Raw genomic sequence first — 12,703 nt, forward strand, 5'->3', positions numbered from 1 at the left:
GGCAGCGGGCAGTCGCCGGAGTCAACCTAGAAGGTACGGATACGGGAGGCATGATGAGCGGTCTGGTCGTGGCGGGCGTGGACGGTTCAGCCTCGAGTTTGGCCGCTGTGGAGGCGGCAGCACGGGAGGCACGGTGGCGCGGCGCAGGGTTGCGACTGGTGCATGCGTTCATCTGGCCCGCCATGCACATACCGCTGGGCCGATCTTTCCCAGGCCCGCCTGAGAGCGGCTTGCGCAACATGGTTGAACGCCTGATGGCCGAGGCGCATGAGCGCGCCAGGACGGTGGCACCTGAGGTCGATGTCTCCCGCGCTGTGGTGACCGGTGAACCGTTCACGGTCCTGGAGGCGCAATCCCGTGCCGCGGAACTCGTGGTTGTCGGGACGCGAGGGATGGGGGGCTTCGTCGGCCTGATGGTGGGATCGACGGCCGTGCACCTGGCAGCTCACGGCCGGTGCCCCGTCCTGGTCGCCCGCGAGCAAGGTGAGGAAGCCGGGCCGATCGTGGTGGGTGTCGATGGCTCGTCGGCCGGTGCGGGGGCGGTTGATTTCGCTTTCGCTGAGGCGGCACTGCGCGGGGTCGGCATCGTTGCTTTGCACGCTTGGACCACCTGGAACGCACCGATGCCGGCGCCGCAAGATGAGGCGATGCCGTACGCGAACGAGCCGGGAGCGCTCGCCGCGGGGGAGGAGCGTCTACTCTCCGAGGCGCTCGCCGGCCGCCAGGACACTTACCCGGGCGTGAACGTGAAGCGCGAGGTTGTCCACGCCGGGACGCGGGAGGCGCTGATTGTCAATCCCCTCGCAGCGTGGAGACGATCTATGCGGCCAGTCCCTCGGCGAGGGTGGCCCGGTACTCGCGTTCATAGTCGATCGGGCTTTTGAACCCGCACACGCTGTGTAGCCGCCTGGTGTTGTAGAAGTCGGTGATCCAGGTGGCGATCTTGATGCGTGCCTCGGTGCGGGTGCGGAAGGTGTGCCGGTGGACGTGATCTCACCATCTTTGACCTAACGATTGACCGTGGCTGAAAAAGAGGCCAGGCGTCACCCCGTTCACCCCACAGCCCCCAGCAGCCCCTTCGCCAGGGCTGCTGAGCTTGGGGCACATCCCTCGCCTGCCGGAGGAGCACTGACCCGAGCCGTCGGAGTGGAGGGCGCCCGTTCGCTTCCACCGTCGTCGCTCTCTGGCTTCAGCAGCCGACGGCGCCACGGCACTGCGGCGCCCGGGCGCTGAGTGGCTGCAGTCCGAGCCTCTCCCGGCCAATGGGCCTTGGGCTCATTTGAACCTGGTGTCTGGCTCTGATTGATGGGTGCTGCCTTTCAGCCAATGCTAGCTACTCTTCGTAATCGCATAGACACCCAACGTATCCGACTGACAGTCTCGCCGTAGCGGACAATTCGTGCCCAATGACCGGGGCCGGTGCCTGTTCGTGCTTCCTTTTGCCGTGAAGATTCGGGGGCTGGTTCTGTGACAGCACGTGTGAATGAGATCCGAGAACTCTTCGACCAGGCGACTGCGGGGAGCGCGGTCGAAGTGCCGGCATCCTTCCTCGGTGACGCCGCGGGCCTGGTGTTCCCCGGCGGGGTCCTGCGCATGGACGGCGCGGTGTGCGATCCGACGGCGTGGTCGATCCTCGGCAAGGCCGTTACAACCGCATCCCCGGTCCCGGTGCCGGTACGGGTCGCCTTCACCGCCGACGGCGAGCTGGTGACCGGGATGTTGGCCACTGCCGAGGTCGGCGAGGGCCGCAGGCTGGTGCTGGTCGACGGCTCCCCGGCCGACAACGGGTTGCCCCCGGGGGCCTGGGCGGTGGTGGAGGGCCGTGTCCTGAAGCTGACCGGACGCGCCCCCGCACCGCAGACCGATCCGGGGCGCCTGGACGGCCTGGGCCGGGCGCTGCCCCCGGTCCGCCGCCGGACCGCTGCCGAACGCGAGGAGGACCGCACCCCGCGGGCGCTGGTCACCGAGACCGGCATCCTCACCCCCCGCCCGGGCGTGCGGCGCCGTATGGGGGTTCGGCTCCTTGGGTCCCCGGCGGTGCGCGGCTGGTCACCGATCGAAGCGCCGGACGGTGACAACGGGATCAGCGTCGACTACGTGAACCCTCCGCTGCGGATCGCCGGGGCGCTGACCGCGCTGCCGGAGGACACCGACGGGTACTCGACGGTGGTCGGCGGGGTGCTGCTGGTGGACACCGGTGCGTTCAACGGTTCCGCGATGGGTGCCTACGTCATCCCCGACGGCAGCGGCACCGAGCCGTCGCTGTTCGCGTACGGGTCGCTGGGCAGCAAGGTCGGGTTCGGCCCGCCGCTTTTCCAGGTGCGCGGTATCTCTGCGGGCTTCGGCTGGAACAGCCGGGTGCGGGTGCCTACAGCCGACGCGCTGGACGACTTCCCATTCCTGCTCGCGCTCGACCACCCGGGCGAGATCGGCGCCGACGGCGACGAGGTCGATCCGCTGGAGGTGCTGCGAGGGCTGATCGGCGGCTCCAAACCGTGGGTGCGGCCGCAGGAGGGCGACCTGTGGTTCGCCGCCGGTCTGGCCTTCGACTGCTTCCAGACCTTCAGCGGCCGCGCGATGGCGCTGGTCCAGACCGGTTCGGACCTGACGATCAGCCTCCTCGGCGTGGCCGGTATGCAGCTGCCCACCAAGAGCGACTGGAAGATCGCCCGGGTGGAGATCGGCATCGAGGCGACCCTGCGGCCGGCGGCCGGGGAACTGAGCATCGGCGCGGCCTTCACCGACAAAACCTTCCTCATCGACCCCAACTGCAAGCTGCGCGGCGGCGTCGGCATGAAGTTCTGGTTCGGCAACCACGCCCATGCCGGTGACTTCGCGTTCATGCTCGGCGCGATCCCGGCCGGCCGTGAGCTGCCCGCCCGCTACCCCAAGCAGCAGCCCGCCGGACTGACCTGGGGCCTCGGCTCGACGGTCAACATCACCGGCAGCGCCTACGCGGCGTTCACCCCCAAGTCCCTGATGGCCGGTGGCGCCCTGGACGTCAGCTTCCACTCGGGGATGCTGCGGGCCTGGCTGACCGCGAAAGTCGACGCGCTGCTGGAGTGGAACCCCTTCTACTTCGATGTGGGCATCGGGATCCGGGTCGGGGTCTCGGCGACCATCAAGGTGTGGTTCGTCAGGATCAAGATCTCAATCGAGGTCGGGGTCAGTGTGCGGGTGTGGGGCCCTGCGGTGGGCGGTGAGGCCACCGTCGAGCTGTGGTTCATCTCCTTCACCATCGGCTTCGGTGCCGACCGCCGCAGCCAGGCGCCCGCGCTGGACTGGGGCGGCTTCCAGGGCATGCTGCCGCCGCCGGAGAACATGGTCCGCACCACCCCCGTCGCCGGGTATGCGGGCGAGGGGGCCCCGGCCACCCGCGGCGCGGTCAAGCCGTGGTTGGTCAGTAACGGCGGTTTCACCTTCACCGCCGACACCCAGGCGCCGGTCAGCGCGGTGTACCTGGACCAGGGCAGCACCACTGCGGTCGAAACCGACGACAGCCTGGTGAACATCCTGCCCATGCAGGCCAGGGGCAAGGGCAGCGAGCTGCGCGTGTGGCTCACCTACAACGGCGACGAGGACAGCCTGACGGACTGGGCCCACACCGTGATCCGCGGCAGTGTCCCCAACGGCCTGTGGGGCACCGAGGCCGACGCATCGGGCGAAGGACTGATCCCCGGGCGGATCATCGGCGTGCGACTGGTCTCGCCACCGGAGGAGCACGGCACCTCCACCGGGTTCATCGACGAGAAGGGCATCTCCTTCGACCCGATCGCCCCCGACGGCAACCAGCCCCTGTTCGCCTATGACCCCGCCACTGGCCCTGCGCCGCTGCGGCCCGGCGGGGTCATCGCGGCGATCCAGGACGGCATCGACACCCCCGCCACGCACGACAACCGCACCGCCCTGGCCCGGGCCCTCACGGACCTCGGCGCCAACCCCGGCGCGCCCGACACCGACCTGAGCCGCTACGCGCACGCCGCGGGCACCGCGTTCACCGCCGAACCGATGCTGGGCCCGGCCGGCTGACCCCGGCCGCCGGCCTGCGGGAGACCGCGGGCCGGCTCTGGCTGAACCACTCTGCCCGCGGCACCGGTATGCCACGCCGTGCTCGGCCCGCGCCCCCCTTCCTGCCGACGTGTCCTGTCCTGTCGAGAGGCATGCCCTGTGACCACTACGCCCGATTCCGGCACCCGACCGCGCACCAGCGCGCCGACGGCCCAGCACCGCACCCGGTTCTTCGACCACCGCATCCCCTCCCTGTATGCCGGCCGCTACATCATCGACAACCAGCAGGTCCTCAAGGACGTCGACGGCGACGACCGCATCATCAACGCCACGCCACAGCCCTTCGACGTCGTGCAGCCGCGCTTCAGCATCAACCCGATCGGCATCAACGCCTGCTTCCCGGTCCCGGACGCCGTCGGCACCTACCACCAGACCCTCCCGCACATCAACCTCGACTCACCCGCCCTGCCATGGAGCCGCCAGCTCGGCAACCATCCGGGCGAAGTCCCGTGGATGGCCCTGCTCCTGTTCCGGGAAGGCGAGCTGTGCGAGGAGGACCCCCACGCCGTCGGCAACGTCAAGACCGGCACCGTGGACCAGCTCCTTGACGGCGAACTGGGCGAGGGCAAGGTGCCCGACATCGACAGGGACTGCATGCGGCAGGATGAGCGCGAGGAGCAGTGCGCCACAATCCTGGTCCCGGCGGCCCTGTTCGACGCGGTCAAACCACAGCCTGTGGAGATGGGCTACCTCGCACATGTGCGTGAGGGCGGACGCCCCGACGCCACCCGGGCGGGCGAGGACCCGCCGCCGGACGAGGCAGAACTCAATGCCGTCCTGGTCGCCAACCGCTTCCCCGCCGCTGAGGGCGGGCGGTACGTCGCCCACCTGGTCTCCCTGGAAGGCTTCGACGACTACCTGACCGACCCCGCGCCCCCCGAAGGCGTGCGCCTGGTCTCCCTCACCTGCTGGTCCTTCACCACCGAAGCGGACTCCGGCATCGGCTTCGGCGACCTGTGCCAGCACCTGGCCACCACCGACGGCACCACGACGCGCCCCGCCCCCGAACTGCTCCTGCGCGTCCCAACGCAGGCGCCGGCCAACCCGTCCGGCCCGCAGGCCGAAGCCCTGGGCCAGATGCAAAGGGGCGCCGTCGCCCTGCCACAGCGCCTGGAGACCGGTGAGCGCACGTTCGCCTTCTACCGCGGACCGCTCACCGCCCAGCCGGCCCAAGACCTTCCCGCACCCGGCTCCACCCGGCTGGAATCGGCGGGCGAGGCGCTGATCTACCTTCAGCAGTACGGCGTCTTCGACACCGCCTACGCCGCGGCCTTCACCGCCGGGCGCACCCTGGCCCTCGCTGACGCCGAGTTCCGTACCGCGCTGCTGGAGTTCCGCTCCGCCGCCCGCACCGCGGCGCGCCGCCTGGCCTCCCACCCGGAACTGGCCTCACAGTCCGTGACGGCGGTCACAGGCCGCCAGCTCACCGCGCCACTGGCCTTCGAAGCGTTCGACCGGATGCTCCTGGACGGCGACGGCACCCGCTTCACCCGGGCCGTGGACCAAGCCGGCCCGCAGCTACGCGCCGGCCGGCGCCGAACGAACGCCACCGGGACCCGCCGCACCATCGCCGACGCGCGCGCCGTTGTGTCCCAGCCGGGCGTGGCCGCCCTCCTCACCCAAGCCGCCCCCAGCCAGTTCGAGAAGATCACCGGCTGGCTCGACGCCCTGCGCCGGCTTGAAATGCTGGGCCTGTCGCACCTGGTCCCCGACGAGCGGATGCGCCCGAGCGAGAGCATCCGCTTCGCCTACGTCGACCCCGGCTGGGTGCGGGCGGCCGTGGACGGCGCTCTCAGTGTCGGTGTCGGCCACGCCCTGGACGCCGACCTCAACGCCCTGGCAACCGGCGGAGGCCCGGTGCCAGCCTGTGCGGTGCTGCTGAACTCCACCCTGGTCCCGAACTGGCCCAAGGCCGTCATCACCGCCTACGCGGGGCAGAACGCCGTCGAGCCGCTGCGCTCGGCCCTCTACGGTACCGAGATCCAGCTCCTGCTCTACCCGCAGCTCATCGACCGCTTCGAGCTCGCGGAGCCGCCGCGCGGCCTGTGCTTCGGCATCGGCGACGTCGGCACCATTCAGCTGCGCGAGATCAGCGGTGACCGGATCGGCTACCCCAAGGAAGACGGCGAGTTCCCGCCGCCGTCACGCGGCGACAGTCGCTTCGACCGCTTCCTGCGCCCCGGCGGCCACGATGTCCTCAACGTCTACGGCAGCGGCGACGCGCTGGTCCCCGCCCTGTCCGATGCGCATGATGTCGAGCAGATCTCCTCCGCCCAGTTCGCCCTGCAGATGATCAACGCCCCGCAGGCGCAGAGCTTCTCGCGGCCCTGAGCCCCACATCCCGTTCCCGCGCTGAACGAAAGGACCCCGGGCCATGTCCGTGGACAACACCCTGGTCGTGCCCGTCGAGGTGACGGCCCTGGCCGTCAACCGGCAGACCCGCGACACCGCCACCCCCCACGTCTTCAACCGCTGGATCACCAACTTCAAGGACGTCGGCCAAGGTGTCCCCCCAGAGCCGGAGCCCTTCTCCGGCTCCGAGGACTGGAATGGCGATGAGAACCGCCTGGGTCTCTACCTCCAGTGGGAGCTGCCCGCAGCCCTCACCCGCGGCCGACACGACGACGAGGAAGGCGTCGGCGACTTCCCACTCGTCCCCAACCGGTGGCTCGTCGTCCGCCACCGCCAAAGCGACCATGCGCTCAAAGCCTGGATCGTCGAGAGCGACTACCTCGACCCGATGGACGGCAGCGTCTCCTTCCAGGACCCGGACAGCACCGAGGCGGCCGCCACCCTCATCGGCAAGTGCCACGAACTGAACGGCCCCTGGCAGGAACCGGCCAGCCCGCACGCGCCGTTCCTCACCGCGATCGGCCCCGGCCTGCTGACCTTCTCCGTCTTCCAGCCCTACAACAAGAACGTCTTCTCCATGCACGACACATTGCAGGACGTGCCCGGGCAGGAGCGGCCGGAACGGGAACGACTGAGCTACTTCGTCGCCGGCTGGTACGCGGATCCGGCCAGCGACATCCTCGCGCACGCCGACGACCTCACCGCCCTCCTGGGCCGCCTGGGGTGGACCCGGCCCGCCGGGTCCGGCAGCGGCATCCGTTCTTCCGTCTACACCGGGACCGTCCTCGGCGTGGACTGGGATCTGACCGGCCCGGTCCCCGACTCCGACTGCCCCACCCCGGACAAGGTCACCGCCGTCGTCTCCAACAGCATCGCCGAGGCCATCGCAGAACTCGGCGCCCAAGCCGATGGCGAAGGCGCCTTCACCACCGACGACGCGGAACTTTTCCGGGCCTTCCTCCTCGGCGGCATCGACGCCCTGGAAGAACGCGACCGCCCCGAAGCCGGCATCCTCACCGACCGCCGCGCCCACGACACCGCCTTCGGCCCCGTCCCGGGCGGCTACCGCTGGTTCATCGGCGAACGCGGCGAGGAGACCGGCCGCAGCGTCTCCCGCACAACCCGCGCGGCGGAGGCCGAGACCGTCGCCGACCTCAACCGCAAGCAGGCCGAGCACGACGCCACCGAAGCCGACCTGGACGCCGCCCGCGAAAACCTCTACCACCTGTGGTGGCTCAGCCGCCTCGACGACCAGCCCAACGACTTCCCCGACCGCGTCAACACCGAGCTCGACCCCGCCAACCCCGACGGCGCCGCCGGCCGTGTTGCCGCTCTCGCCCGCCGCCTGGCCGAACAGCGCAACGCCCTGCCCTGGGGAAAGACCGAAGCGGACCTGGCAGCGAGCATCGACGCCCTGCACCCCGCCTACGGCACGCGCGCCGCCCGCCGGCTGATCCGCGTCCCCGCCCAGGACTACGAGTACAGCGCGGACCCAGTCCTCACCCTGCAGGGCGCCAACCTCCACGCCCCGCTCACCCGCCCCACCGCCCTGCCCTGCCGCACCCCCGAACGCCTGGTCACCGCAGCGTCCGGCATCACCACCACCGACGTGGCCGCCGTCGCCGCGCAGATCGACCTCACCAACCAGCCGCCCTGCTTCCCCGCGCTGCTCACCGAGTTCCTCATCCTGGACCGCGCCCTTGAAAACGGCCCGATCAACGATGTCACCGGCACCCTGCCCGAATACGGCACCACCGCGTGGCGCATGCCCTGGCAGCCGCTGTACCTGCTGTGGAAGGCCCAATACTTCCCGATCCCGTTCCGCGACGGCGAAAGCGCGCACTGGGACTTCGTCGAACGCTCCCGCTACCAGTGGAACGGCACCGGCGAACCCGGCGAACCCCTGGTCGTCTCCGGCCGCCAGATCCTCGCCCCCACCGCCGGACACATCATCGAGGGCACCCTGCGCAGCTACGCCCGCGTGCGCGACCAGCTGCCCGCCGACACCGTGCGCCAGATCCGCTCCGACGCCGCCGCGAGCGACATGCTGTCCCAGGCCCTCGACGGCTTCGGCGCCGCCATCGCCCAGCGCCAGGCCCTCGCCGGCCTCCAGCCCACCGGCACTGTCGCCGACCTCGTCGGCAACGGCGACTACCCCCCGCCCAACCCCGGCGGCATCCCCGCCAGCGACTGGGACCCCTGGCCCGCCTCCACCTTCCAGGAACTGCGCGCCGGCCAGCTCGCCTTCCTCGATCTGGCCGTCGTCGACCGCTTCGGACGCTCCGTCAACCTCATCGGCGAACCCGAGCACTTCCGGCCGGAGATGCCCGCCACCATGCGCCCGGCCCACCAGGTCAGCGGTTACGACAGTGCCCGCCTGGTCGAACTCGGCCCCCGCCTCCTCCAGCCCGCCCGCCTGCGCTTCGACTTCCTGTCCGCCACCACCGACGACGACACCGACCTGACCCCCGGCGCCAACCCCATCTGCGCCTGGCTGCTGCACAACCGCCTCGACCAGTCCCTCGTCGTCTACACGCCCGACGGCGCAGCACTCGGCGAACTCCGGGTCACCCTCAACGAGCAGGGACAGCACGAGGTGTCCTGGTCGGCGCTGCCCGGCTCCGACGTGACCGGGGTCGGCCAGCTTGATACGCACACCAGCCGGTTGCTGAACGCCGTCATGACCAGCCCGCAAACCTTCGACGCCTTCCGCGCCACCCTCGACCGCACCCTGCAGACCATCGACCCCGACGGCCCCGCCGACCCCGGCCTCGGCTTCCTCCTCGGCCGTCCCCTCGCCCTGGTCCGCACCCGCCTCACCATGGAACTACGCGGCCCGCTGCGCACCGACGTCTCCTGGCAGAGCCTGTTCGACCCGCCGCAACCGCAGCTTCCGCACTACCCCTGGGCGATCCGCCTCGGCGAGGCCGAGCAGAGCGACGACGGCCTCATCGGCTACGTCCTCAACGACAACTACCAGCACTTCGAGACCGTCATCGAACCGGCCGACGGCAGCGACGGCTACCTGCGGCCCATCGGGGACAATCCCAGCCTGGACCTGGACTTCGGCGACCACGCCACCGCTGTCGCCACCGTGCTGATGGACCCACGCGCCGCCGTGCACGCCACCACCGACATCCTCTCCACCAAACGGGTCTTCGTTCCCCAGGAGTTCACCGACCAGGCCATCGCCCGCATGGCGGTGCACTTCCGCACCGGGCCGCTGCTGGCCGCCACCACCACACTGCGCGGCCCCGCGGACGAGGTCGAGGAGACCGTTCTCATGCCCACCCCGGCCGGCGTCACCGGCGCCTGGACCTGGTCCGAGACCCGGGCCGGCACCTGGGAGAAGCTGCCGATCCTCACCCAGGACCAGTACGACCTGCCGCTCGCCGAACCCGAGATCCGCTCCGGCTTCCTCACTCTCGACGACGCCGTCACGCACAGCCGCACCGACCACTGAGAACACACCAGCGTCCCCGGCCGCGCCGACCCCCTTTCCCGCCCGTGGGCGGCGCGGCACCCGACAGCCGAAGGAACACCCCCTCATGGCCCTGGTCTCACCGACCCGCAGCACAGGCGACACCGCCAAGGAACCGCTGCTGTCGTACACCATCACCACCACACCCGACCCGCTCAAGGCGTCACCCGAGAACACCGAGGCACCCGAGGAGACCGGGGAGCTCCTCATCGTCGCCTCACGGCAGGACCGCACAGCGGCGGACGTCCGGTCCATCACAGTGCACGTGCCGGCCGGTGAGATGTCACCGGACCTGGCCACAAACCTGGACGAGGTCGTCCCCAGGATCAGCCTGCCCGACTGGACGGTAGAGCTGAACGACAAGGATGAGTTCGTGTTCACCCCCACGGCGAGCCACGCCACCATCGGCCCGCAGGAAGGGCTCACGATCCAGCTCGCCCAGATCCCCATCAACCGCAAGGTCGGCACAGCGCCGATCACCGTCACCGAGGACTCCCGCGAAACTGGCTCCTCCGATTTCGATAACCGCAAGACCGCCTTCGACGTGGGCAAGTTCCCGGCCGACTTCTACATGCGGAACTTCATCTGCCAGCCGCTGGTCATCGACAACGGCGGTGAGGCCGAACTGACCTGGGAACGCTCGACAAACGCCACCTACGAACTGCTGTACGGCGAAGTCCACATCCCCGACGTCACCAACGAAACCACCCGAACCATCACCAACATCAAAACCGACACCACGTTCTACCTACGAGGCACCGCCGGCGACCCGTCGAACCCCGTCGTACGGATCCTCTCCGCACACGTCACCGTCATCAGGCCCGACCTCGACCTCGGCAACCTCACCGTCAACGGCACCACCACCCTCAACGGTGAGGTCACCGCAAACGCCAACGTGACAATCGCCGAAGAGCAGACACTCAAGGTTGAAAGCCTATCGGGCCATTGGGGCGGGGAGGCGCTTTGGCTGATTTCGGGAATGCTGCAGGCACGTGTCCCTACGGCCGTGTTCAGCGAATTGATCGTCGGAAAGGACCACCATCTAACCGTCAAGGAAATCCGCTCGAATGATGGACTCAAGGTGACCTTCGCTGACAATCTCAGCGTCGCTGGACATCTCAGCGTTTTCGACGGCCTCGGCGTCGTCGGCCAACTCAACGCCGAAGACCTCTACACCGGCGGTACGCTCCAGCCCGCCGGCCCCGTAAGCCTGGGCAGTCCCATGAGCCTGCTGCACGAGTCCGGGTTGGGAGGTGATTCCCGGACGTTCACCGCTGGCACCTCAGGACTCGTCGTCGGGGCGGTCGAGGTGTACAACAACGGGGGGAGCGGTTATGCCACGATCACAAGCAGCACTTTTGGTGAGGCGAAGGCCTGGTGGGAAGACTGCGGCACAGCGACCGTCACCGCTCTCGTCCGGAAGGACGACACCTTCACCGTCGATTTCTATGGATCCCACTCCGACCCACATTGCCGCTGCCGCTTCTACTGGCTGCCGTTCGGCAACGGCAGCGCCACTCCCGCTGCGGTAAAAGATGCCGAACAACCTGCGGAACACGCCGACGGCACCAAGCCCGTGCAAGCGGACACGGACTGAGCTTCGACATGCGCGCCCTGCCGGCACTCCACGCCAACTGAGCGTTCATGCAATTCCCCATCGGAGGCACCTTCAGCTCAACGTAATTCCCCAGCTGGTTGCGGCCGGTGACGGGCCGCCCGACTGCTGAGTGTGGGGCTAGACAGTGCCCTCAAGGGCGCCTTCGGCGGCGCTTCGCGTTGGGCATTCGCCCACCCTTGATCGCCCTGACCAGCCCTAATGATCGGCGGCTATCAGGCGGCCCGGAATCCCTGGCGACCGTGGGGAACGAAGAGCAGCTCCGGCGTCCGCCTGGGGACGAAGGTGTCGGCGCCGCGATGTCCCTGGCCATTCCGTGAAGTTCCGGCTGGGGAATTACGCGACGATCCACAGCCAGCACCGCGAGGGCCCGTTGATCGGCGCTTCGCGACCTCTTCGGGTGGTACTTCGGTCGCCGCCCGACCCACACAGTGACGTCGACAAGAGACCGCACTGACGGTGCCTAACGTGCCTGCACAGCTTTCATAGCTGCTACCAGCAGCGGAGCTTGACAGGTGCAGATAAGGCCCGGGCGGGGAATGTAGTGGTCGAGGCCCTCGAACGCGTCAATCATGCCGTGACGCTCGGCCCGGCCTGCCTGTGGGGCCTCCGCAATCCCACGCAGCACGGCGAGGGCCTGGGCGAGCGTTTCACCCCGCCGCGAGAGCGGCAGCATGACCGTGCCCTCCGCCTCACCGACGTCCGCCGCGTACTCGATTCGCGGAGGATCACCACGTAATCCACATCGCAACGGCACCCGCCCAGCGAGCGCCGCGGGGCGGGTGCCGTTCAGGTGCAAGGTCAGGCTGGGGTGATGTTCTCCGCCTGAGGGCCCTTCTGCCCCTGAGTGACGTCGAAGTTCACTTTTTGGCCTTCCTGGAGCTCACGGAAGCCGGAGCTGGCGATGTTGGAGTAGTGGGCGAAGACGTCGGGGCCTCCGCCGTCCTGCTCGATGAAGCCGAAGCCCTTTTCCGAGTTGAACCACTTGACGGTTCCGCTGGCCATTTTGCCCTCCAAGGGGACTCGAAGTCAGTTCCCGCACCGTGCGGGAACGGAGGTGATCGCCCTGGTCCTCAGAGACTCTGAACAACAGAATCGCCCGTGTACACGCTCACGGGCGACCGCAGGGTCATTGCATGATTGGGATCTGTCCGGGTTCGTCACGTGAGGCCGAGGGCTCGTAGGGG

At 69.2% G+C, this 12,703-nt stretch carries 6 protein-coding genes; 5 read left to right on the plus strand and 1 reads right to left on the minus strand.

Going from position 1 to position 12,703, the window contains the following annotated elements; translation table 11 throughout:
* Positions 1-53 precede the first annotated feature (53 nt).
* The 5 genes from QNO09_RS31500 (at position 54) to QNO09_RS31520 (ending at position 11,498) form a co-directional block, all read left to right on the plus strand.
* Complete coding sequence (locus tag QNO09_RS31500; protein WP_283973662.1) at positions 54-884, plus strand: universal stress protein; 831 nt, start codon at positions 54-56, stop codon at positions 882-884.
* 649 nt (positions 885-1,533) lie between these two features.
* Positions 1,534-4,029, plus strand: a complete 2,496-nt coding sequence (locus QNO09_RS31505) for a DUF6603 domain-containing protein (RefSeq protein ID WP_283973655.1) — start codon at positions 1,534-1,536, stop codon at positions 4,027-4,029.
* A gap of 138 nt (positions 4,030-4,167) precedes the next feature.
* A complete protein-coding gene (locus QNO09_RS31510) occupies positions 4,168-6,399 on the plus strand; it encodes a hypothetical protein (protein WP_283973656.1) in 2,232 nt (743 codons plus the stop codon).
* A 43-nt stretch (positions 6,400-6,442) separates the two neighbouring features.
* Positions 6,443-9,883, plus strand: coding sequence for a hypothetical protein (locus QNO09_RS31515; protein ID WP_283973657.1), 3,441 nt, complete (start codon positions 6,443-6,445; stop codon positions 9,881-9,883).
* Between the two features lie 85 nt (positions 9,884-9,968).
* Positions 9,969-11,498, plus strand: coding sequence for a hypothetical protein (locus QNO09_RS31520; RefSeq protein WP_283973658.1), 1,530 nt, complete (start codon positions 9,969-9,971; stop codon positions 11,496-11,498).
* An 819-nt stretch (positions 11,499-12,317) separates the two neighbouring features.
* Here the strand turns inward: QNO09_RS31520 and QNO09_RS31525 are convergent.
* Positions 12,318-12,521, minus strand: coding sequence for a cold-shock protein (locus QNO09_RS31525; protein WP_010982331.1), 204 nt, complete (start codon positions 12,519-12,521; stop codon positions 12,318-12,320).
* Between the last annotated feature and the right edge of the window lie 182 nt (positions 12,522-12,703).

It is taken from the genome of Streptomyces sp. 378 (assembly GCF_030124145.1).
In the GTDB taxonomy this organism is placed as follows: Bacteria; Actinomycetota; Actinomycetes; order Streptomycetales; family Streptomycetaceae; genus Streptomyces.

What these genes read in the sequence shown, in the direction of transcription:
- QNO09_RS31500 (WP_283973662.1), top strand. Translation starts at nt 54, where the DNA reads ATGAGCGGTCTGGTCGTGGCGGGCGTGGACGGTTCAGCCTCGAGTTTG.
- QNO09_RS31515 (WP_283973657.1), top strand. Translation starts at nt 6,443, where the DNA reads ATGTCCGTGGACAACACCCTGGTCGTGCCCGTCGAGGTGACGGCCCTG.
- QNO09_RS31520 (WP_283973658.1), top strand. Translation starts at nt 9,969, where the DNA reads ATGGCCCTGGTCTCACCGACCCGCAGCACAGGCGACACCGCCAAGGAA.
- QNO09_RS31525 (WP_010982331.1), bottom strand. Translation starts at nt 12,521, where the DNA reads ATGGCCAGCGGAACCGTCAAGTGGTTCAACTCGGAAAAGGGCTTCGGC.